Source organism: Candidatus Kapaibacterium thiocyanatum (genome assembly GCA_001899175.1).
GTDB lineage: Bacteria > Bacteroidota > Ignavibacteria > Kapaibacteriales > Kapaibacteriaceae > Kapaibacterium > Kapaibacterium thiocyanatum.
The window spans coordinates 81,797-105,025 of the sequence record MKVH01000002.1; the positions used below are offsets into that span (position 1 = coordinate 81,797).

Below are 23,229 nucleotides of genomic sequence, written 5' to 3' on the forward strand. Positions count from 1 at the left end.
TCCGAAACGACCGATGGTCGTATTTTTGTCAGTCTATGCCGTTCCTTTCTGCCTGACACGAACGGGCATCTCTTGTTACAGTGGAGCTTGTCGATCATTATGACGCCACAACAGATCATCTCGATTATCGGATCAGTGCTCGATCCGGACTTCGGAACACGTCTCGATGTTTCCAACGCCGTCCACTCGGTGACGGTCGACGGGAACAAGGTTACCGTTTTTCTCGAAATCGTCCAGCCCCTGCACTGGGTCGCCGCGCGGCTCGATCACGACTGCAAGGCGAACATCCTGGCGAATTTTCCCGATGCGGACGTGGAAGTCCTCGTCCGTGAACGGGCGGCCGACGCGATGCGTCCATCCACGCTCGCTGGTGTGAAGAACCTCATCGCCGTGGCCTCCGGCAAGGGCGGTGTGGGCAAGAGCACGGTAGCGTCCAACCTGGCTGCCGCACTCGCACAACGCGGTGCCAGCGTGGGACTGCTCGATGCCGACATCTACGGTCCGAGCCAGCCCACGATGTACGGCATGGCCAATGAACAGATGCGTGCCGAGAAGGGGCCCGATGGCAAGATCATCGGCTATCCGAACGAACAGTACGGCGTCAAGGTCGCCTCCATCGGCTTCGTGATGCAACGCGACCAGGCCGCCATCCTGCGCGGACCGATGCTGGCGGGATACTTCACCACGCTGGTCGAACAGATCCAGTGGGGCGAGCTCGACTTCCTGATCTTCGACCTGCCGCCCGGAACGGGCGATATCCAGTTGACGCTGACGCAGCGCATACCGCTGACCGGCGCCGTGGTCGTGACCACACCCCAGGAGATCGCCCTGGCCGACGTACGGCGTTCGATCCAGATGTTCCGAAAGGTCAACGTCGACGTCCTCGGCGTCATCGAGAACATGAGTTACTTCGTACCTCCCGACATGCCGGAGAAGAAATACTACATCTTCGGTGAAGGCGGGGGAGCCAGGGTGGCTGCCGAGTACGACGTTCCGTTCCTTGGTGGCATACCGATTGATGTACGTGTACGTGAAGGCGGCGACGAAGGATTTCCGTTCGTCCTGGATCCGGAATCGGTCTCGCTCGGTGACACGTTCAGGAGCGTCGCCGCAGCCGTCGTTTCCCAGGTCCGTGTCCACAATGCCCGCACTGCTTCGGCACCTCTGGATATCTCGTTATAGAATGCCTACGGTTGCGACCATCGAAGAACGCATCGAAGCTGCCCTCGTCACGGTACGTCCACATCTTGAACGTGACAACGGCAACGTCGAATTCATCCGGTTCGAAGCGGACACGGGTGTGGCCGTGCTGCGTTTCCAGGGTGCGTGCAGGACGTGCGCCATCAGCGCGCTCACGCTGCGTGCAGGCATCGAACGCGTCCTGCGTACGGCCATTCCGGAGATACGGCGCGTCGAAGCGATTTCGTGAACCGGCCACGAAGTTCTTCCTGGTTCGGAATGAATTCGTATCTTTGCTGCTCTTGGGCGGTTAGCTCAGCTGGTTCAGAGCACCTGCCTTACAAGCAGGGGGTCGGGGGTTCAAATCCCTCACCGCCCACACATCTTCAAGAGAATCCTGCAAGACATCCCTGCAAGAGTGGCGGAATTGGCAGACGCACCGGATTCAAAATCCGGCGGGGTAACACCCGTGCGGGTTCGACTCCCGCCTCTTGTACGCAGTACCCGCCCGCTAGCCTGTCGACTATGCGGGCGTTTTCATTTCTCGTCAGCGATACGATGACGATATGTCGCAGCCGCTTCTTCTGACGAAATGCCATCGACCGCGCCCACGCGCAACGACCCTGCGCCGTGAACGGTTGTTCCGTCGCCTCGATCCCGCCACCACCGTTCCCGTTTCCCTGATCTCCGCACCTGCCGGCTTCGGCAAGAGTACGCTCGTGAGTTCGTGGCTTGACGACAGGGGACTCGCAGCGGCCTGGTTCTCGTGCGATGCCGGCGATACCGATCCTCATCGTCTGCTGCGATATCTCGTCCACGCCATCCGCACCGTCGCCGCCGACGTCCTCGCCGATGTCGCCGATCGCTGCGCCGATACCGTGCCACCTCCCGTCGATCATCTGATCACGCAGATCGCCAACGACCTCGCCATCCACGGCAAGGACGTTCTGCTGGTGATCGACGACGCTCACCTGCTGTCCGACGATCTGATCACGACCGTCATCATGCCGCTGATGGAACAGGTGGGCGAACATCTCAGACAGGTGCTGCTGTGCCGGAGCGATCCGCCGATACCCCTCGCACGCGAACGTACGCGCGGACGCCTCATCGAAGTGCGCGCAGCGGATCTGCGTGTGCAACAGGATGAGGTAGGGGAACTGTTCGCTACCAGTCTCGCCGTACGTCTTACGGATTCGCAGGCCGCGATGCTGCTCGAGAAAACGGAAGGCTGGGTAGCCGGTCTGAAGCTTGCCGCACTGTCGCTGCAGAACCGTACCGATACGGACACCGATGCCTTCCTGCAGGCGTTCGCCGGGACGGATGCCTTCGTGCTGGACTATCTTCTCGAAGAAGTGCTCAACAGCCTCGACGCGCGGCTCCGCGGAGCCATCCTGCGCCTTTCCGTCCTGGAGCAGTTCAATGCCGAAGCGGCGGAACACGTGACCGGACTGGATGGCGAAGATCTCATTACCGAACTCGACCGCCGTAATCTCTTCCTCATACCGCTCGACTCGCAGCGGATATGGTATCGCTTCCATCATCTGTTCGCCGACCTCCTCCAGCGTCGTACACGACATGAGATGGCCGAAGCCGATACGCTGTTCTCGCTTGCGGCCGAGTGGTTCATCCAGCATCGTCTGCCCGCTATCGGATTGCGCACGTTGCGCAACGTCGAGGATGCACAACTGCGCGCCGGTGTGATGCGCAGGGGATGGACGCATTTCATGGCGGAGAACGTCATGGACGCCGTCCTTCGCGAGCTCGCCGGGCTGCCGCGTACCATGGTCGAGAACGATCCGCGTCTGCTGACCGCGGAGTGTAATGCCTTGATGAACCACTATCACTTCGCTCAGGTGACGGACATCTTCGACATGTGGCAGGCCGCACTGGATATGGAGAAGGACCCGGTCGCACACAAGTTCATCGAAGCTCGGTTGACGTTCGTCAAGGGCGTACTGCGTGTGATACGGCATGACTACAGTCAAGACGAAGGGTACCTCGAACGCTCGGCCACGCTGCTGCGCTCGATGTCGCGTGCGGATGCCGCCGAAGCCGGGATGATGCCGGAGGCCGTCGACATCGCTCTGCACGAAACGGAAGTACTGCTCTCGCGCAGCTTCATCGCTCTCGGAAGGATCGACGAAGCGCTCGATCTCCTGCACCGCATGAAGGACCGCCATCGGCTCCATGCCGACCACGCGGAGGAAGTACAGGCCATCGAGGACATCGTTCGTGTGCACGTCCTGATCGGCGATGTACGTGCCGCGCGTCGCATCATGGTGGAACACGACGAACTTGCGGAACGATACGGAATACGCTACGATCCCGCCAATGAAACGGAAGTCATCACTCTCCGTGCCCGCCTCGCCCTCGAACGTTGCGATTTCGACGAAGCCGTCTCATGGTGCAACAAGGCATACGACGTGCAGAAACGGGAACGCTATCTGCGTATCGTACAGGCCTTCAACTGCTATCAGACGGAACAGCGCATCGCCTGCATGCGTGGCGATTACGGCCGGGCCCACGAGATACTGGATGTACTCCGCACCGCATCCTATCCCGGTCTGCAGGACTACTTCACCGAAGCCCTGCTGCTGATGGAGACCTGGATGGCCTTCATGAACGGAGAAGACGAGACGGTGGACCATTGGCTGGTTCGATGCGAACGGGACTATCTGCCCGAGTGGAACAAGCCGAAGCATCAGATATTCGGACGCATCGGTACCATCGGCCTCTATCTCAATGTCCATGCACGACGGTCCGGACGCGAGCGTATCTCCGGTCTCCTCGCCGAAGCACTCGACTTCACGAAGACGCATCAGATGCCGCGCCAGCATGCCGAATTTCTCCTCGTGCGTATGATGATCGCCGTGCATGAGCAGCGTATGGACGAGGCCGTGGATGCATGCATGGATGCCCTGGCCATCTGTGCCCGGTACGATATGACGTCGCCATTCTTCAATGTCTTCGACAGGAAGGATACGGTGACGGATCTGATCAATGCAGGGCTGAATCGTCGTACTCCGTCGGGGGATCTCGTCGCTGCCGCGGAACGGATACTCGGAACGTGGCCGGAAGGCAGCGGCAGGGCGAACGATACGGCCGCCAGACCTTCGCTCAACATCCAGTTGCGACTCAATCCCGATACGCAACGGCTGGATCTCACACCGCGCGAGATCGAGACGCTCGCTCTGCTCGTCCAGGGAAATACGAATCAGCGGATCGCCGACAAGCTCTATGTCTCGCTCGCGACGGTCAAGACCCACCTGTACAATCTGTATCAGAAGCTCGGCGTGGGGAATCGCGCCGAAGCCATCGTCCGCGCACGCGGACTGGGTATCTCCGATCGCTGAGAACGGACCACACCCGCGAATTCAACCCAAGGGTTGAGGTTCCTCATACTCGTAACATGCGAAGTTTGTATCGTCTGATGGACGCATTTCGATATGTGCCCACACGTACGAGACGATCCCTCCAATCCCATGTGTTCAACCGTACGTCGCTGGCGGAGCCGTTCGGCTCCGCCACGGCCATCGGTGTTCATCAATCGACATCGAACCCTATGCTAAACCGCCCACACCGTTCTTCCTCCATCGTCGTCGGTCTGACGTCGTTCCTCGCCATGGCCTGGCCCGCTGCCGCACGAGCGCAGTCGATATGGGTCGAGAAGCCGATGGGCAGCACTGCCAACTACAGGTTCGTCGACGCGACGACGTCATGCGTCTTCGTCGGCGGACTGAATGGGACCAACGATGATGCGAAGTTCTTCCGCCAATGCGATACCACGTTCGAAAGCATCTACGTTTCCGGATGGGTGCCGATGCTGCCCATCGATCTGACCTTGCTATCCGAGCGGAACCTCGTGATGGTTGCCGACGACGTCTTCCACGACGAGCTGGAGGCGACGATCATCAAGAGTACCGATGGTGGACAGACGTGGGTAGCCACATACCGCGCGGACAGTACGCGACCGTCGCTTCGCGACGTCACGTCGAAGGGCGATATGGTCCTGGTCGGTGGTGCCATCGTCAAGGATCACGAGACCGGCCGTACCACGACACCCGTTCTCATGCTGTCGAACGACGCAGGACTCACCTGGTCGCGTGTCGACGGCTCTCTTCCCGATTCCGTCATGGTATTGTCGTCGGCCATCGTCGATGCACGGACGTGGATGGTATCAGGACGGCACGGTGACGCGGGACAGGTCTGGATCACACGTGATTCCGGCGCTACATGGACATCACCGGTGCGTATCGATGGCGAACCGGTCCATACCGTCAAGACCAATGGAATCATTGCCGTTGCCGTGTCGCGTGCCACGATGTTCGTCTCGATCGACGGTGGAACGTCCTGGCGTACGATCAGGGACGGCTTCGGTGGCGTGCCGTCTATCGGTGACGTGGAATTGACGAAGGACGGCGACATCGCATTCGTCTATCGATTGCTCGGAATCGGGTGGCTCTTCGGTACCGCGAAGCCGGACATGTCCGAATGGTCCGCGGAACAGGTCACCTTCGATGAATCCCTGTTCGGTCATCTCTCGTGCGGCGCGAACGGATACGACTGGATGACCGTTGGAGGCAAGGTCTACTATCGGCGCAACGGAACGACGTCCGTCGATGAAGACATGGGTATGGTCGAAGCGTCCGTCATGCCCAACCCGGTTCTTCGGGGGATGACGGTAAGGATAGGATTGAAGGATGCCCGATCCTCCGTGCGCGGGATACGGTTGGTATATCCCGACGGAACGTCGACGCGCGTCGATACCGAGGATGGAGCCATGGGCACGATCGCGGTGCGCATCCCTTCGGAAGCACCTGCCGGCTGTGCGCTGCTCGTCGTGGATACGGGATATGGCGTCGAAACGTCGAAGGTCATGATCCAGCCATGATACGGGCATCCTTCCATATCATCCATCAACCGGCGGCTTGCAGCATGGAATCACGAAGCTATACGATCCGTCTTCGTACGGTACTGAGTACCGACTGGCACGACCGGTTCACGCCGATGAAGATACGTCATCGCGAGCCGGGGATCACGGAACTGTACGGAATCCTGCCGGACCAATCGGCCCTGCATGGCATGCTGCGTCAGATCCAGCGTTTCGGACTGGATATCCTGAGTATGGAGAGCGAGTCGCTGTCCCGATGAAAGGGGAGTGCAGGGATAGCACGGCGCGTGGGCCGTGTGGGGATCAGAGTTTCCGGTGGACGCTCGTCACGATACCGAGGACGCGGAAGTCGTCGTGTTCGGTGATTGTCATCGGCGCGTACTTGCGGTTCTCGGCTACCAGCATCACCCGGCCTTCGGCATCGTGCTGCAGGCGCTTCACCGTCAGTTCGCCGTTCAGCCATGCCACGATGATGTTGCCGTCGATCGTTTCACGACCGGCATCGATGACGAGCATGTCTCCTGCGAAGATGCGTGCATCCTCCATGCTGTCACCGGTGGCGATGACGCTGTAGGAATCGCGGGGATTGGGGACCCAGTATGCCGTGAAGTTGAGATCGGTCCCTTCGTCCTCGGTCATATGCGGAGCACGACCGCAAGGAGCGGCGGACATGAAGAATCGGATCGTCGTTTCGTCCGATGCACCGAGTTTCGTGATCATGGTATCCCCCTTCGAAAATGTAGGTCGGATTACTGCCTGAGGGCCCGGGCCATCAGGGAATCCGCGTTCGATCCGGTATAATCGCTATCGATGATGACACGCTTGATCTCGCCGTTGCGCAGCACGTAGACGGCGGGCAGGGCATTGAGCGTGATATCCTTCATGTAGGGATGCTTGTCACTGCTCGAACGCATGGAGTAGATTTCGACCTTGCGCATCGGAACGTCGGCCTGCATGAGGGATTTCATCACCTGCGGGAACAGCTTTTGCGTACCGCGGCATGCGCAGGAAGGTTTCACGAAGATCAGCAGTTGATGCTGGGTCGTATCGAATTCCGTCCTGATCTCGTTGATCATCGTGGCATCCGGCGTGTAGGTCGACGTTTCGGCCGGGAACCAGGCATAGCCTGCCGTCGTGTTCAACTGTTGCACGGTGATGAGTTCGGCCCTGTACTCGGGATCGGTATTGGAGCATGCCGCCATGATCGCTGCGATGGCGATGCATCCGAAGGAAAGAAGAAGGCGCTTCATCGGAGTCCTCAACAGTGTACGACGGTGATACTTACCACTTCATGATGTTTACTTCGTCGACGTAGACGGTCTGTTTGTTCCGGAAGAGGGCGAGCACGATGGCCAGACCGACGGCCGCTTCCGCGGCGGCGACCGCCATGATGAAGAATACGAACATCTGTCCGGCGACATTCCCGGAATAGGCGGAGAAGGCGACCATCGTCAGGTTCACGGCATTGAGCATCAGCTCGATGGACATGAAGATGATGATGGCGTTACGGCGCGTGATCACACCGATGACGCCGATGACGAACAGGACTGCCGAGAGGATCAGGTAGTAGTCGAGCGGGATGGTCGTAGGCATGATGCTTCCTTACTTCAACGTACGCTTTGCGAGGATGACCGAACCGATCAGGGCTGCCAGCAGCAGAAGCGATACGGCTTCGAAGGGGAACAGGTAATGCGTGAACAGGCTCTGGCCGATGGCCTCCGTCGTGCCGATTTCCACGGCCTTGGGAGAGAGGGCATTGACGCCGGTAGGCTTGGACGTGAGGACGATGCCGATCTGTACGGCGAACAGCGCGGCCACGAGCCACCCGAGGGTGGACCGTAACGACGCCCGTTCCGTGAGCTGCCGTTCACTGCCGAGATTCAGGAGCATGATCACGAAGATCACGAGCACCATGATGGCGCCGGCATAGACCAGTACCTGCACGACGGCCACGAACTGGGCTTCGAGCGTGAGGTACAGACCCGACAGCATGAAGAAGTGAGCGATGAGCGACATGGCCGACGCGACGGGATTACGACGCGTAATGGTCAGAAGGGCCGATGCCACCGCACCGATCGCGAACAGAGCAAAAAGGATGACTTGTAGGTTCACCGCGCAGGTACCCGAATAGGGGACTGATACAACGGGGCAAATATACGCAAAGGACCGTTCCGCGAAGGATCACCCTTCAAAGCGTTCCACGGTACGTACGCCCTTGATCTTGTGGAGCTTGTCGAAGATCCTGTCCAGGTGGGCCGTATCGCGCACGTAGACGGTCAGGATTCCCTCGAAGAGAGAGTCGAAGGCGTCGATGTTCACACCGCGGATGTTGGTGTTGTCCACCGATATCACGGCCGTCGTGATGTCGTTCAGCATACCCGGGCGGTCGTCCCCCGTGATCTTGACGGCGGCCAGGAATTCGCTGCGCTGCTTCTTGCTCCACTGGAGTTCGACGAGGCGCGGACGGAGTTTGTCCTGCAGTTCGGCCATGTTGTGGCAGCTCGTGCGGTGGACCTTGATGCCGCTGCCGATGGTGACGATGCCGACGATGTCGTCTCCCGGTACGGGATTGCAGCACCGTGCGTAGGAAAACATGACCTTCGCGGCCGGGATGTTGTCACCGACGATGTAGATGCCGTCCGACCGTTCCCGCGCCGAATTGCTGAAGTCGTGGAACGTGAACTCTTCCTGCGGCCTGGCCTCGGCGGGTGCTCCCGGAGACAGGCGTTCCATGATCATCGCGGCTGCGGCTTCGGGCGTGAGCGTTCCCGTGCCGAGGGCGGCGTAGAAATCGGTCTTGCTGTCGTACTTGAGATGGGCGATCACCCGTTCCAGATCGTCTTCGTTGATATGGAGGTTGTGCTTCTTCGCCCGCTTCTCCCACAGGTCCTTGCCTTCGGCCACGCGGGCACGACGTTCCTCGTTGAGGATACGTCTGATGTGCGTCTTGGCCTTGTGCGTGATGACGATCCGCTCCCAGTCGCGATTCGGCGTCTGGTTCCGCGAGGTGAGAATTTCGACCTGGTCGCCGGTCGTCAGCTTGTGGTCGAGCGGTACGATGCGCCCGTTGACCTTGGCGCCGATACAGCGGGCTCCGACCTGCGAGTGGATATCGAAGGCGAAGTCGATGGGGGTGGCGCCCTTCGGGAGGATACGCAGATCGCCCTTGGGCGTGAAGACGTAGATCTCGTCCTGATAGAGGTTGAGCTTGAAACTCTCCATCAGTTGCTCGGGGGCTTCATCGCCGGCACTGTCGAAGATGTCGCGTACCCAGTTGGCCCACTCCTCGAGGTCGGAACTGTCCACCCACGTCGCCGTTGCGCCGCTCTGTGCCTTGTAACGGAAGTGGGCGGCAACCCCTCGCTCCGCGAACTCGTGCATGGCGCGTGTACGGATCTGCACTTCCACACGCTTGCCGTCGGCGCTGATGACGGTGGTATGCAGCGATTGATAGCCGTTTTTCTTCGGTACCGAGATGTAGTTCTTGAAACGTTCCGGAACGGGAACGTAGATCTCGCTGACGAGGCCATAGGCCAGGAAGCAGTCGTTGTTCTCGCGGGTTTCGAGAATGATGCGCACGGCGAAGAGATCGTAGAGCTCGTCCAGCGTCTTGCCCTGCGTGACCATCTTCTTGTAGATGGAATAGAGGTGCTTGGGACGCCCGCTGATCTCGAACTTGAGGCCGTTCTCCTTGAGACGGTCGGCGATCGGACGCGAGAACTTCTCGATGAAGTCCTCACGCTCCTCGCGCGTCGTGTTGAGCTGACGCTTGATGTCGTCGTATGCCGACCTGTTGAGAACCTTGAAGGACAGGTCCTCCAGTTCCCACTTGATGTTTCCGAGGCCGAAGCGGTGGGCGAACGGAGCGTAGATCTCCATCGTCTCGCGTGCCAGACGTTCCTGGCGCTCGCGCGGCAGGACGTCGATGGTGCGCATGTTATGGAGACGGTCGGCGAACTTCACGAGGATGACGCGGACGTCGTTGGCCATCGAAAGCAACAGCTTGCGATAGTTTTCGGCCTGCGTGATCTCGCGGCTCTTGAAGACGTCGTTGATCTTCGTCGCACCGTCGACGATGTCGGCCACTTCCGAACCGAAGTCCTCGCGGATGTCCTTCAGCGAATATTCGGTGTCTTCGACCACGTCGTGAAGCAGTGCCGCCACGACGCTGACGTCGTCGAGAGGAATTTCCCGGCAGACGATGATGGCCACCTGCAGGGGATGCGTGTAATACGGCTCGCCGCTCGTGCGGACGTCCTTGCGGTGAGCCTCGACGCAGAAGCGGAATGCCCGTGTTACGAATTCCTCGTTGAACCTCGTGAGGTTCTGTTTGCCTTCATGAAGAAGAACTGCGAGATCGGCCTCGACGTCGAGGCCGAAGATATGTTCCGGTTCCTGGAGTGCCGGTGTCCGTCGTTTTGCTGCCGCTCTGGCCATAGATCATCGTTTTACGAGCGTGACGTGCGATACATCATGTGCTGTGCGCACGATCACGAAATACGTTCCTGCCGCAAGGGTGCTGCCTTCGATGGTGAGGTCGATTCCCTCCGCCGGTATGGCTCCTTCGAAAAGGGCCGCTACGCGCTGTCCCCCTACGGTATACAGACCGACCGTAGCCGGTATATCATTCGACAAGGACGAAGATACACGTACGTGCGTGTTCTCCGAGAAAGGATTTATTCCGGGCTTCAGGACGAAGCCGGCCTTCTGTTGTCCGGTCTCGGCGACGCTCGTCGGTGTGGTCGTATCGGGTACCGGTGCGAAGGCTTCCAGCCAGGCGAGGCCCTTGTCGAGAAGGTCGGTGCGCTGGGATGGACTCATGATGCGGGCGGGATTGATACCGAGCATGATCGTGCGGTAGTCCTGGTTACGCTGATATCGTACGGCGCCGGTGATGGTGCCGCCGTCGCGGACGAGCATGCTGGCCGAGCCCGTGCCCTTGGCACGGAGCTTGACGTTAGGGACGATGACGTCGCCACGATGATGATAGAGGGCCGGAAGCTGGCAATCCATGGTACCGAGTTCACCGGTCACGGGATCGTTCGGAACGCCGGAGAAGAGACGACGTCCGTCGTCACCGAAGCCCGGAGCATCCGCACCCACGAACGAGGCGCCGAAGGATTCGAAGAATCCGATGGAATTCGTGAGGTCGGTACGGAGGATGAGGGGATCGTCTGCGGCCATGAAGATCTCGATGCCTCGCTTCAGGAGCGAGGAGATGATGGCATCGTCCGTCGTGTTGATGTCGCCGAAGCTTCCGGAGAACCAGAGTGTCGTCTGCAGTGAATCGAGATCGTCGGCGACGCGGACGAAGATGTCCCCGTCGATGGAGACGTATCCGGTACGGTCGGTAAGGGCCACGGCTTCGGTGATGTCGAAGCCTTCCGTGGTACCGTCGTTGATGACGACGCGGCGCAGGCCCGACGAGACGAGCGTGGCTTTCGCGCGCAGGAAGTCCGACGTGAAGGCCGTGGCATCGCTTGCCGTCACCATGAGGTCGACGACGGGTGCCGCCGCTTCGGAGCGCGCGACGACGACGGGAATGCGGGCCGTGGATTCGGCATCGATGGTGAGCGTCGTAGCGTTCGAAGGGGACTCGATGGTCCAGGGCGTGGAGTCGGCAGAAAGCCTGGCGCGTACGCTGATGGTCTTCTGTGATGTCGTGGCGTTGTGGTAGTCGAACCAGACGGTATCGACGGCATTGTAGGTATCCACTGCGGCTACCGGCGAGATGCGGTCGCGCAGTGCAGTCTCGAGACGCCCGACGGTACTGGCGCCACGGTCGACGAACCAGATATGATCGTCGGGTCCGAGCGTGATGCCGAGCAGTTCGGTGGCCTTCGTATCGACCGTTCCGAGCTTGCTGGCGGGAAGCGTCGAGATGTCGTAGATATGGACCAGGCCGGTCTTGCGGTCACCGACGATCATGCGGTTGTAGCGTACGTCGATGCCGACGGGTTCCTGAAGGCCGCTTGTGACGACGGTGTCGATGACGGCGCCGGTCACCTCCGAAAATTCCTGCAGCGCTTCCTCGCTTTCGGGCGGAGGCTGGAGCTGGCCTTTCACCGTACCGGTGTTGGTGTGCAGGCGCAGCACGCGTGCCGTACCGGGGTCGATGAAGTAGAGAAGATCGTTGTTACGGTCCATGGCCATGTGAGCAGGGCGGCCGCGTTCGACGGCCGTCAGCTTGACGTCGCTGTAGCGTCTGATGATGCCGTCGCGATGGTCCGTGCCGCCTACTTCGTGCGGATCCTGATAGTCGTAGCGTGTGATGTCCTTGTAGTAGGAATCGGATACCCAGTAGACGTTGTCGTGATCGTGGGCGATACCGAGGCCGTACGGACTCTGGTGCAGCATGTCGAGGTGGCTGGCGAGATATCCGTTGTCGTTCTGGTACTTCGACGCGAAGATGGCCGTATCGCTGGACCACAGCGTCGGGCCCATGAAGAGATACTGATAGTCCTGATCTCCAGGCTCGCCGTTCTCGGCCGTGCCGAAGGTGCCGTTGGTGGCCATGGCGATGGCCTGCGTGCGCCACATGAAGTGGCTGGCGCGCGAGTCCTTCTTGCGGCGTACTACCTGCTGGGGTGTTCCGGCATTGTGGACGAGGGCGATGGCATGACCGTTGCCTTCGCTCGTGACCACCCACAGATCGTTGGCGCTGATGATGCTGCGATTGAAGTCGAGATCGACGGGTTCGCGGATGCCGTCGTCGGGGCCAGCGATGATGTTGACCGTCACCGGACTGCCGTTGAGATAGGAGAGCAGGTAGTTGATCGTGCCGTCCTCGTTGGCGACGACGGGTTCGGCGGCCGCGTTGATCAGTCGCTGCACATCCATGTACGGTTCGTTCGAATAGACGGAGAGTACGACCTTGCCCTTGCTGACCACGATGGCAACGTGGAGATCGAGCGTCGAATCTCCATCCGTCCGGAGGGCGCCGAACCTGCGGGCCATGCTGTTGTCCGGATCGCTGACGACGGACAGCACGTTCGTATCGAAGCCTTCGCGTTCGATCATGCGTCGGCACGTTTCCTCGTCGTCTTCGCTGAAGGCGATGACCCGGATACCGTGGGTGCGGAGCTGCTCGGCATGACGATTCAGATAGGCGATCTGGCGTACGCAATGGGAGCAGCTATAGCCGAGGTATCGGATGAGTATCGTCGGTCGTGCGTCATCGATCGCGACCTTCGTCGCAGGAAGGACGCTGCCCGTCGAGATCGTCGGTGCGTAGAAGCGGGGTCCCGTGTGATCGCCGGCCGCATGTGCAGTGGCCAGAGTGCCGGCAGCGAACAATGTGCAGATGAAAGGGCGGAACAATGGTGTCATGGTGGTATCCGTGCGTGAACGATCGGGCTATGCAGTGCAGAACTACACAGCCCGTCGAAAAGTTACGCAATTCCACCAGCGCGTTCGTGGCTCAGGCAGCGCTCGCCGACAGGGCTTCCTCGAGCTTCGTGAAGTCCTTCGTCGTCATGTTGTTCCGGACGACGTCGAACACGCTGCGCACGAAGGGTTCGGGCGCTACCGTCTGCAATGTCGAGAGCAGGCCGACGCGTTCGGGGTGGCTGAGAGCAGGTACGATGAAGCGCAGTTCCATCAGCAGTTCTTCGGGAGCGTGCTTCGACATGATGATGCCGGCATGTCCGTGCAGCTCTTCGTCCGTGAAGTGCTGCCAGAGCAGGTCCTGCGTGGTGGTTTCCTCGCCGGACATGTGTTCGAGATGTCGGGCGACGAGACGATGGACACCGTCGGCGAAGGTATGTCCCATCGTCGTCACGTCTTCGGCCTTGCGCGAGCGGCCGCGCATGTCGGCCAACAGGGTTTCCAGTTCGTGCTGCAGGACGTGCAGGTCGTCGTGATCGTCGCGGTCATGGGCGGTCGATCCCGGAAGACGTTCCTCGAGCTGTGCCAGGACGACGTCGTTCTCGGCATGCGCATGCAGATGGAGGAATCTGAATACGTCGTCGGCGAGGAAGGCCAGTTCCTCGACGTCGTGACCGTTGGTGTAGTCCGTGGTGCTGCAGCGCACGACGAGTTGGGAGAAGGCGTTGCGCAGTCCCTTGTGAGGGACGTCATAGCTGCGATATCGGTGCGTCATGATTGTTTCGCCAGGAAAAGGTAGAGTGAACGGATTTCATCGTCGGTCATGTTCGCGAAGGCAGGCCAGGGCATGTATTTCGGATCGAGCTTGCGTCCTTCGGGAGTCTTGCCCGTACGGAGCATCTGCAGGAAGGTTGCATCGGAATAGGATTTGATACGACCGGCCGGGGTGATGTCTGCTGCAGGCGGGAAGTCCGGCGGCATGCCGGGCAGGGGACCGCCCTTGAACGTGGACTGGTGGCAGCCCGTACAGGTCTGGGCCATGTACTGGCCGTGTTCGAGTGTGATCCCACGCCGGGGTTCCGTGGGAATGTAGGAGTGGTCGACGACCTCAGCCGGTACGAGATCGGGAACCTGGCCGAACATGTAGAGCGTCCGCATGAGGGGACCGATCGTGACTTCTGCATTCAGGTCAGGTGAATCGACCTTGGGGACGTTCTTCAGGTAGGCGATCATCTTGCCGAGATCCGTGTCCGAGGTACGGAAATAGTCCTTCGCCGGCATGATGATGTAGCAACGGCCTTCGGGGCTGACGCCGTGACGGATGGCACGATCCCAGTCACGCGTGGTGAAGGATCCGGTGCGGCTGCCCTGTCCACCCGTGATGTTGGGCGCCGTGGCGCGGCCGACGATCGGACCCGGGTCCATGAAGGTCCGGCCGGCCAGGTTCGGGCCGTGACAGTCCGTACATGCGCGGAAGCTCACCATCCGCTTGCCTTCGGCGATGGACGCACTGTCCGTGGGAACGGGGATGTCTCTTCCGGGAATATCGTAGTGCTTGTTGAATGCGATGGACGACGTGGTGTATGCCGTCGCGAGAAGAAGTACGACGATACCGACGACTCCGCCCAGCATCCATCCGACGATTTTGAGAAGACGTTTCATGACTGACCGACCTCAGGTAGATGTAATTGTGATGGTGCGAAATTGAGGCCTGACGAGTATGAGAGACTTCAACCGAACGGTTGATTTTGCCGATATTCGCGGTAAATCCACTTCACGATTACGGGTATCCGATGAAACGTATCCTTCTTCTCGCCGTCGCCGGCGGTCTGTTCGTCTCTGCCTGCAGCGACAAGATGAACGAAGCTGCCGAATCGCTCAAGAACGTCCAGTCCATCGCCGAATCGGCCGACGAAGCGCAGAAGACACAAACGGAGCTGGAGAAGCGCCGTGACGAGCGTCGCGCGAAGGGCGATACGATCGCCCTGCCGTATGCCGAGTTGCAGAAATATCTCCCCGGTGAGATCGCCGGCTACAAGGCCGGTGAACTCGAAGGTTCCAATACGGAAGTTCCCGGATATTCCGTCGGCAGCGCAAGTCGCGAGTATACGAAGGACGACGGTTCGTTCATCCGCATCACGTTGTCCGACTACAACAGCTCGGAAATGGGGTGGGCGGCCGCATCCACATGGATGGCCTTGAAGATCAAGACCGACAATTCGGAAGAGTACATGTCCACCTTCCAGACGGACAATCCGTACATCAACGGAATGGAGAAGCTTGGCAAGAAGGACAAATCGGCGACGATCACCTACGGACTCGGTGGCCGCTTCCTCCTCGTCGTCGAAGCGAACAACCAGACAGATCTCACCGCCGTGAAGAAGGTGGCCGAGTCGATCGATCTGAAGAAGCTGGCCGCGTTCTGATCGTACCGTAAGGACGTCCATGGAAAAGGGCAGTCATCATGGTGGTGGCTGCCCTTTCTTCGTTTCATGGAGTTCCGGAACGACGTCCGTTCTCACCCATACATGCTGTTGATGAGCGCGGGATCTCCTACGAGAAGGAGGACGTCGCCGTCGAGAAGTTCGAGCGATGAATCAGGATTGAGGATGCGCTCGCCGGCCCGTTCCACGCCGATGACGAGCGTCTTGGCTTTCTCGCGGATGCCCGACGTCCGTATCGTCTTCGACAGCAGTTGCGACCCGGCGGTGACCGGCAGCTTCAGCATTTTCAGCGTCGGCTGAGCCACATGATCCTGTTCCATGACGGCGGAATCGAAGGCGTCTTTCAGCGAGGCGATCTGCTCGTCCGTTCCCACGACCGTCAGCCGGTCGCCGGGATAGAGGTATTCCTTGCCACCCGGTATCGTGATGATCCTGCTTCCCCGTTCCAGCATGGCGATGTTCACACCGAAGCGTTCGCGGAACTTCAGTTCATCCAGGGTCTGTCCCACGATGGAGAGTTCGGGTGTGACGACGAAGTGCGACATGTCGGCATCCCATGGCGTCGTGCTCGGGAAGAGATCGTTGCCCTGTTCCTGCTCACGTTCGTTCAGGTTGGAGATGAATCGTGCTTCGACCCAGTCGTAGAACGATTGCAGCTTCTTCGACAGGATGAGGATGGCGAGGGAGAAGACGATGGCGATGGCGGCGATGGCGATCCACGTCGAGAAGGACTGGGCGAGGAAGAAGCAGACGAGTATGGCCGCGAGAACGAGTCTGAGAATCTCCATCATCACGATAGGTCCGTGGCTGAACGATCCCTGCTTCCACAGGTCGGACGTCGCCCTGGTCCTGATGTTCCGGACCGCGAGTGCCCACAGGAACGGCGCCATGAGCAGGAGCGATACCGTCGTACCGACGATCGTACCGGCCATGCCTTCGCCGAAGGACCCGACGACGAAGCCGCGCAGATACATGGACGAGAACAGGATGATGGCGACGATGATGACGGAATAGATGGCGATGTTGAAGATGTAGGTTTTTATCAGCGACTTCCATTCCGCCGAGACGGAAACGAGCTGCGCACCCGTACGGTAGTGATTCAGGCGTTCCACCCAGGAGGTGGGAAGCATCCCTTCGATGCGCTGGGACAACGGATCGGAGAGCCGGATCATATAGGGCGTCGTCAGTGTCGTGATGGCCGACACGGCGATGGCCACGGGATAGAGGAAGTCGCTCGTCACACCGAGCGTCAGGCCGAGGCCCGCGATGATGAAGGAGAATTCGCCGATCTGCGATACGCTCATGCCGGACTGGATCGACGTCTTCAGCGACTGTCCCGATATGAGGGCGCCACCGCCCGTACTGATGATCTTGCCGACGATCGTGACGGCCGTGATGATGAGTACCGGACCGATGTGCGCCACGATCATCGCCGGATCGATCAGCATGCCGACGGAGACGAAGAAGACGGCGCCGAACAGGTTCTTGACGGGCTGGACGAGATGTTCGATACGTTCTGCCTGTGTGGTTTCGGCGAGGATCGATCCCATGACGAAGGCACCGAGAGCAGGGGAGAAGCCCACCTTCGTCGCGAGGATCACCATCAGCAGGCAGAAGGCGATGGAAACGACGAGCATCGTCTCGTCGTTCATCAGGTTCTTCGCCTTCTTCAGCCACGTCGGGATCAGGAATATTCCACCGAGGAACCACAGGATCAGGAAGAAGAACAGCTCGGCGACGGACGTCAGCATGGCCCATCCTTCGAACTGCCTGCTCACCGCCAGGGTCGACAGCAGGACCATGAGGACGATGGCGATAAGATCCTCCACGATCAGCACACCGAAGACCAGCTTCGCGAAATGCTTCGACTTCAGTCCCAGTTCTTCGAAGGCCTTGATGATGATCGTCGTCGAGGAGATCGCCAGCAGTCCACCGAGGAAGATGCTGTCCATCGTCGACCATCCCATCAGCATTCCCGTCGCGAAGCCGACGGTCATCATCACGGCGGCTTCCACGATGGCCATCACGGAGGCCGAGCCACCGACCTTCACCAGCTTCTTGAAACTGAATTCCAGACCGAGACTGAAGAGCAGGAAAATGACGCCGATCTCACCCCAGATGTTGATGCTCCCGATGTCGATGACGGTGGGTAGCAGTGAGACGTGCGGTCCTACCAGCAAGCCGGCGACGATATAGCCGAGCACGACGGGTTGTTTGATCTTCTTGAAGACAAGGGTCGTTATTCCCGCCGCAGCCAGGATCAATCCGAGATCGGAAATCAGTGCCGGTAGATGGACCATCGAATGCCATGTATCGTGATGGATGAAGTGTAATCGGGTGCAGGGTCCCCTGCAGTGATCTTCCCGGTTGACGCTATCGAAGATCCGTCCATATCGCGGATCGTTACGCTGGAATACGTCGAGATGGAAGGTGACGTAGAGCGTGGAAACTCTATTGCGAGGAAAGGGTCGGGGTGGCAGGATTCGAACCTGCGGCCTTCTGCTCCCAAAGCAGACGCGCTAACCGGGCTGCGCTACACCCCGAAACAGGGGCGCAAAGATGCTGAAAAAGCCCGAACGATAAAATCGCCGATTGATCAAAAAAAGGGTTGCGTTCGACTATATGGCTGTTGTATCTTCGTACTGTTACCGATTGGTAACCGCTGTCACCGCGGTACGGAACATATCCGAATCGCAGTGAAAGTGAAAGGTGAGAAGGGGAGTGCCCCTAGACGAGTGGTGACGTCTAGGGGTATCTCACATTTAGGGCCTTCCTCACGCCAGAACCCGCCCGTGCCGATCCCCCCTGGACATCGTTCCCGTTATCTTCGAGATTTCATGGCAAGCGTGGTTCATCATGCGGAACCTGACGTTCCCCGTGGCAGAATGTTCCCGCCGCGGTGACACCCGTTCATCGTACGGACCAAATGGGACCATGTCGAATGGTATCCGGATGACCCGTTTCCGGTGGATGGGGGAACCTTCCGTGCGATCATGCCCCGGGGAACGGTGTGGCCTTGACCTATTCTTGACCTGATGCCCTGGCATATCGCCATAAGCTCGAAGGCCCTTCGTATTTTCCGGATTCCCAATCCGGAGAATCGATGCGTCGTTCATGGCTCCCTCTGCTTCTTGCCCTGATCCTGCCCGCTCTGCCCGTCGTTGCCGGCGAAGAGATTCCGGGCGCACCGCAGAAACAACCGATCGCCCTCGTCAATGCCGTCATCCATACCGTCGCCAACGGTACGATCCCGCATGGGACGGTCGTGTTCGACAATGGACGTATCACGGCAGTAGGTGATGCCGTCACGCCACCGTCCAATGCACGCGTGATCGACTGCGAAGGGAAGCATGTCTATCCCGGTTTCATCACGGCAAGTACGATCCTGGGACTATCCGAAATCGATGCCGTGCGCTCCACGCGCGACTTCTCCGAAGTTGGGACCATCAATCCGAACGTCCGTGCGGAAACGGCCTACAATCCCGATTCCGAGATCATACCGACGGTGCGCAGCAACGGCATCCTCATCGCCAACGTGACACCGGGTGGCGGCCTGATCGCCGGCATGGCATCCGTCATGCGTCTCGACGGCTGGACGCGCGAAGACATCGCCATCAAGCCCCGTGCGGCCATGGTGATGAACTGGCCTGCGATGGACGTGGCCACCGGCTGGTGGGTACGCAAGAGCGCGGAAGAACAGCAGAAGGAGATCGACAAGGACTTCCGCGAGGTCTACAGGGTGTTCGATGAAGCACGGGCCTATTCGCAGATGGCGCAGGCACGTGTGGACACCAACCGCCGCGACATCAGGATGGAAGCCATGAGGGCCATCTTCGAGGACTCGCTTCCGGTCATCGTCTACGTCACGACGCGGCGGCAGATCGAGGCCACGCTGGACTTCGCGAAGCACTACGGTCTGCGCCTCATCCTCGCCGGTGCCGAAGACATCGGTCTCGTGCTGCCGCAGCTCCAGCGTGCCGGCGTATCGGTCATCATCCCGCGCGTCCATGCATTGCCGCGACATGACGAGGATGCCTACGACGCACCGTATGCGTTGCCTGCACTGCTCGCACGCAACAACATTCCCTTCGCCTTCTCCGAGTTCGGCACATGGCAGCAGCGCAACCTGCCCTTCCATGCCGGTACCGCGGTAGCCTTCGGGCTCTCCGAAGCCGACGCCGAGCGCTCGCTCACGCTCGTGCCCGCACGCATGCTCGGGATCGACGCATCGTACGGAAGTATCGAAACGGGCAAGTCGGCCACGCTTTTCGTGAGTGCCGGCAATGCGCTCGATGCCCTGACGAACAAGGTCGAACAGGCCTTCATCGATGGCCGCAGCGTCGATCTCTCCAATCGCCATATCCGTTTGTCGAAGAAGTATCGGGAGCGGTACAAGCAGTGATCGCCGACGGTACGCTCCTGGAAGCACGGCAGGTCGAGATACCTGCGAGTGCGTTGTCGATGGCACGGCGTTCGCTCGAGGGCCAGAACCTGGCTCGTTTCGAGCACGTGACGCTGCACGAAATCACCTATGCCAGTCAAGGACTGAAGATCAAGGGGTGGCTGGCGCTGCCGCATGCGGGCCAGGCCTCGTATCCCGCGCTGATCTTCAATCGCGGAGGATCCGGTCCGCGTGGCGCGCTCAGCGCCGAAGGCGCCATGGCCTTCGCCGGACTCTATGCGTCGTGGGGCTACGTCTGCGTTGCCAGTAACTACAGGGGACTCGGTGGTAGTGACGGTACGGAGGAATGGGGCGCCGGTGACGTCGACGACGCCCTGAACCTGCTTCCTCTGCTCGACTCGCTCGGCTACGTGGACCGTTCACGGATCGGCATCATCGGAGGCAGTCGTGGCGGAATGATGGCACTCATGATGCTGGCGAGGACGGACAGATTCCGGGCCGCCGTCACGTTCGGTGCGCCGTCGATGATCCATGCAGTGGATCAGTCGGCCTACATCCGAAAGACAATGCTGAAACATTTATCGCCGGAAGCAGACATACAGTTGGAAGCGGAACGTCGCTCTGCCGTCCTCTGGGCCGACAAGCTGAACAAGGCGACTCCGCTGCTGGTACTGCATGGGACAGGGGACAGAAGGGTGACACCCGAACATGGACTGCATCTTGGAATGGCATTGCAGGAATGTCTGCATCCATACAAACTGGTGATGTACGACAATGCCGATCATGTTCTTGCCGGTCGCAGGGAAGAATCCAACGCCGATATCCGCTGGTGGGTCGACCACTACGTGCGCGATGGAAGCCCGTTGCCCAGAGTCGGTCCGCATGGCGCCTGATCCCGTTTGTCGATTCACCGTTAGGAAAGAGAGAAGAGAATGCCCTTGATTCTGATTGCGATGCTGGTCCTGGTCACGGCGGCATCGGCGCAACATCCCGTCGAAGGCAAGAGTGCCTATCACGATGCCTTCTTCCTCGACCCCCATCTTCGTGAAGCGGTGATGCCAATGCATCCTCCCGCGCTCGTCTCCACCGCATTCCCGCACAAGGAATTGCAGGAACGCATCGACGTCATCTCCTATGACATCAAGCTCGACTGGTACTATGCACTGACGACGCCCTCCGTGTTGCGCGGTCAGCGCAAGGCCACGGGCCACGTCCATGCGCGTATCCGCAGTATGGTGAACGGTCTCGATACGCTCGTGCTCGATGCCATTGCCCTGACCGTGGATAGCGTGTTCGTGGGTGGTGAACGAGTGCCGTTCTCCGGCAGCGTCACGGTATTGCGCATTCCGCTTCCTGTGGCGGTCGCTGCAGACGACACGATCGATGTCGACGTCCATTACGCCATCCGCACGTCGGACAGGGCCTTCTACGCATTCTCCCAGGAGGATGCGAACCAGTTGTCCCTGCCTCATCCCATCGCCTTCACGTTCAACGAACCCGAAGACGCACGACGCTGGCTTCCGTGTCACGACGTACCGTCGGACAAGGCGCTGTTCACCGTCGACGTCCGTGTTCCCGCTGGTTTGACCGTAGTGTCCAATGGTACGCCGCAACGCACGCTGAGCGACGGCGATACGGCGTCGTGGCAGTCATGGCATCATCCGCTGCCGATGCCGACCTATCTCTTCGCCGTCAATGCATCCGACTATGTGTCGTACGATCAGGTCTATCGCCGCATGTTCGGTGGCGAGGTGCCGATCTACAACTATCATTGGGGAATGGACGATAACGGAGTGTTCTTCAATGCGCGCAATGCCCTGCGCAACATTCCCCGCATGTTCGAAGCCTTTGAGGACAAGTACGGCGAATATCCGTTCCCGACCTATGGCCACGTGACAGTGGCGCCGATCCAGTTCGGCGGCATGGAGCACCAGAGCATGTCCACCATCAACCGCCGATGGCTGATGGGCGACGTCGAAACGGGCTATGCCCACGAGCTGGCCCATCAATGGTTCGGAGACATGGTGACGTGCGAAACGTGGGGCGACATCTGGCTGAACGAAGGCGGCGCGTCGTTCTCCGAAGCGGTATGGCTCGGATTCAGCGAAGGACCGGAAGGCTATCGCCGCCTGCTGGCGGATCGCCGCAACGTCTACATGAGGAACGGTCTTGCCGAACCGCCCGTCTACGACATTCCGATGGCGACGCTGTTCAACGAAGCCACGACCTATTGCAAGTCCGGCTGGGTCTACCATATGATGCGTCGTATGGTGGGGGACAACGCGTTCTTCCCGGCGATTCGCATCTATCTCCAACGCCATCGTCTGTCCACCGCCCAGACGGCCGATCTGCTCGAAACCATGCAGGGAAGGATTCCGTCCGCTGTCGTACCGTGGGAAACGTTCTTCGATCAATGGCTGGTGAAGGCCGGCCATCCCGTCTTCGTCGCCGATGCCGTGCAGAACTGGCTGGCGGATGGACAGTACGTCACCATCGTCACGGTGGCCCAGACGCAGCAGGCGGACAACGTGCCGAATCCCTTCATCGTTCCGTTGACGATCCGTCTGTACGGACAAGGACAGACCAAGGACACGACCGTTTTGATGTCGACGTCGAACTTCCAGGTCGATATCGCCTCGGCCTTCGTGATCGATTCCGTCCAGCTCGATCCCGACGACGATCTGCTCTGCGAGAAAACCGTCAATACTGTCTCGTCCGTCGAGGGTGATGATGCGGTAGCCACGGCCACCTTACGACTGACCGGAAGCCATCCTGTCGAACACGGTATGCCCGCGCAGTTCGTCGTCGAAGGGGCTGCGGTCACGCTGCAGGTCGTGGATGCGATGGGACGCCAGGTCTTCGCTCACGATGCGGTGCCGGGTATCGTTACGGTACCGACGTCGACGATGGTACCGGGCCTGTATGTTGCCCGTCTCGTATCCTCGAAGTCCGAACCCGTATCGACCGTCACCTTTATCGTACGCTGA

The 23,229-nt window shown here is 59.8% G+C and carries 18 protein-coding genes and 3 tRNA genes; 11 read left to right on the plus strand and 10 right to left on the minus strand.

All coding sequences use genetic code 11. The features are described 5' to 3' along the window. The first annotated feature begins 99 nt into the window (after nucleotides 1-99). The 7 genes from BGO89_00610 (at nucleotide 100) to BGO89_00640 (ending at nucleotide 6,330) form a co-directional block, all read left to right on the plus strand. Nucleotides 100-1,182: a hypothetical protein gene (locus BGO89_00610; GenBank protein OJX61132.1), complete on the plus strand. Its 1,083-nt coding sequence runs from the start codon at nucleotides 100-102 to the stop codon at nucleotides 1,180-1,182. Nucleotide 1,183: 1 nt separating this feature from the next. After that, nucleotides 1,184-1,429, plus strand: coding sequence for a hypothetical protein (locus tag BGO89_00615; GenBank protein ID OJX61133.1), 246 nt, complete (start codon nucleotides 1,184-1,186; stop codon nucleotides 1,427-1,429). Nucleotides 1,430-1,483: 54 nt separating this feature from the next. After that, nucleotides 1,484-1,558 (plus strand) — tRNA-Val (locus BGO89_00620). Between the two features lie 33 nt (nucleotides 1,559-1,591). Further along, a tRNA-Leu gene (locus BGO89_00625) sits at nucleotides 1,592-1,675 on the plus strand. A gap of 70 nt (nucleotides 1,676-1,745) precedes the next feature. Continuing rightward, on the plus strand, nucleotides 1,746-4,532 hold the full coding sequence (locus BGO89_00630; protein ID OJX61134.1) for a hypothetical protein: 2,787 nt from the start codon (nucleotides 1,746-1,748) through the stop codon (nucleotides 4,530-4,532). Between the two features lie 77 nt (nucleotides 4,533-4,609). Beyond that, nucleotides 4,610-6,070 carry a hypothetical protein gene (locus BGO89_00635; protein ID OJX61135.1) on the plus strand — a complete coding sequence of 487 codons (1,461 nt, stop codon included), beginning with the start codon at nucleotides 4,610-4,612 and terminating at the stop codon, nucleotides 6,068-6,070. After that, nucleotides 6,067-6,330 (plus strand): hypothetical protein, encoded by a 264-nt coding sequence (locus BGO89_00640; protein OJX61136.1) that lies wholly within the window; start codon nucleotides 6,067-6,069, stop codon nucleotides 6,328-6,330. The genes BGO89_00635 and BGO89_00640 overlap by 4 nt, the downstream gene beginning before the upstream one ends. Before the next feature lie 43 nt (nucleotides 6,331-6,373). Here the strand turns inward: BGO89_00640 and BGO89_00645 are convergent, their stop codons facing one another. From BGO89_00645 to BGO89_00680, 8 genes are all read right to left on the minus strand, one after another. Further along, on the minus strand, nucleotides 6,374-6,790 hold the full coding sequence (locus BGO89_00645) for a hypothetical protein (protein OJX61137.1): 417 nt from the start codon (nucleotides 6,788-6,790) through the stop codon (nucleotides 6,374-6,376). Nucleotides 6,791-6,819: 29 nt separating this feature from the next. Further along, nucleotides 6,820-7,320 carry a hypothetical protein gene (locus BGO89_00650; GenBank protein ID OJX61138.1) on the minus strand — a complete coding sequence of 167 codons (501 nt, stop codon included), beginning with the start codon at nucleotides 7,318-7,320 and terminating at the stop codon, nucleotides 6,820-6,822. A 31-nt stretch (nucleotides 7,321-7,351) separates the two neighbouring features. Beyond that, nucleotides 7,352-7,663, minus strand: coding sequence for an NADH-quinone oxidoreductase subunit K (locus BGO89_00655; GenBank protein OJX61139.1), 312 nt, complete (start codon nucleotides 7,661-7,663; stop codon nucleotides 7,352-7,354). A gap of 9 nt (nucleotides 7,664-7,672) precedes the next feature. Next, complete coding sequence (locus tag BGO89_00660) at nucleotides 7,673-8,182, minus strand: hypothetical protein (GenBank protein OJX61140.1); 510 nt, start codon at nucleotides 8,180-8,182, stop codon at nucleotides 7,673-7,675. Nucleotides 8,183-8,251: 69 nt separating this feature from the next. Next, nucleotides 8,252-10,507, minus strand: a complete 2,256-nt coding sequence (locus BGO89_00665; protein ID OJX61141.1) for a RelA/SpoT family protein — start codon at nucleotides 10,505-10,507, stop codon at nucleotides 8,252-8,254. A gap of 3 nt (nucleotides 10,508-10,510) precedes the next feature. Further along, entirely contained in the window at nucleotides 10,511-13,366 is a 2,856-nt protein-coding gene (locus BGO89_00670; GenBank protein ID OJX61142.1) for a hypothetical protein, read from the minus strand. Between the two features lie 124 nt (nucleotides 13,367-13,490). After that, a complete protein-coding gene (locus tag BGO89_00675; GenBank protein OJX61143.1) occupies nucleotides 13,491-14,171 on the minus strand; it encodes a hypothetical protein in 681 nt (226 codons plus the stop codon). Further along, complete coding sequence (locus BGO89_00680; protein ID OJX61144.1) at nucleotides 14,168-15,058, minus strand: hypothetical protein; 891 nt, start codon at nucleotides 15,056-15,058, stop codon at nucleotides 14,168-14,170. Before BGO89_00680 ends, BGO89_00675 begins: the two co-directional genes overlap by 4 nt. Before the next feature lie 131 nt (nucleotides 15,059-15,189). Between BGO89_00680 and BGO89_00685 the strand changes: the two genes are divergently transcribed. Further along, entirely contained in the window at nucleotides 15,190-15,822 is a 633-nt protein-coding gene (locus BGO89_00685; protein ID OJX61145.1) for a hypothetical protein, read from the plus strand. A gap of 92 nt (nucleotides 15,823-15,914) precedes the next feature. On the opposite strand, the gene BGO89_00690 is transcribed toward BGO89_00685, so the two are convergent. Further along, on the minus strand, nucleotides 15,915-18,140 hold the full coding sequence (locus tag BGO89_00690; GenBank protein OJX61146.1) for a sodium:proton antiporter: 2,226 nt from the start codon (nucleotides 18,138-18,140) through the stop codon (nucleotides 15,915-15,917). Between the two features lie 165 nt (nucleotides 18,141-18,305). After that, nucleotides 18,306-18,383: transfer RNA gene (locus BGO89_00695), tRNA-Pro, on the minus strand. Between the two features lie 560 nt (nucleotides 18,384-18,943). On the opposite strand from BGO89_00695, the gene BGO89_00700 reads away from it, so the two are divergent. The 3 genes from BGO89_00700 to BGO89_00710 are packed head-to-tail and all read left to right on the plus strand — an operon-like array spanning nucleotide 18,944 to nucleotide 23,229. Continuing rightward, the gene (locus tag BGO89_00700) at nucleotides 18,944-20,242 is read left to right on the plus strand and encodes a hypothetical protein (protein ID OJX61147.1); all 1,299 of its coding nucleotides are present in this window, start codon (nucleotides 18,944-18,946) and stop codon (nucleotides 20,240-20,242) included. Next, complete coding sequence (locus BGO89_00705) at nucleotides 20,239-21,135, plus strand: hypothetical protein (GenBank protein ID OJX61148.1); 897 nt, start codon at nucleotides 20,239-20,241, stop codon at nucleotides 21,133-21,135. Before BGO89_00700 ends, BGO89_00705 begins: the two co-directional genes overlap by 4 nt. Nucleotides 21,136-21,174: 39 nt before the next feature. After that, nucleotides 21,175-23,229 carry a hypothetical protein gene (locus BGO89_00710; protein ID OJX61149.1) on the plus strand — a complete coding sequence of 685 codons (2,055 nt, stop codon included), beginning with the start codon at nucleotides 21,175-21,177 and terminating at the stop codon, nucleotides 23,227-23,229.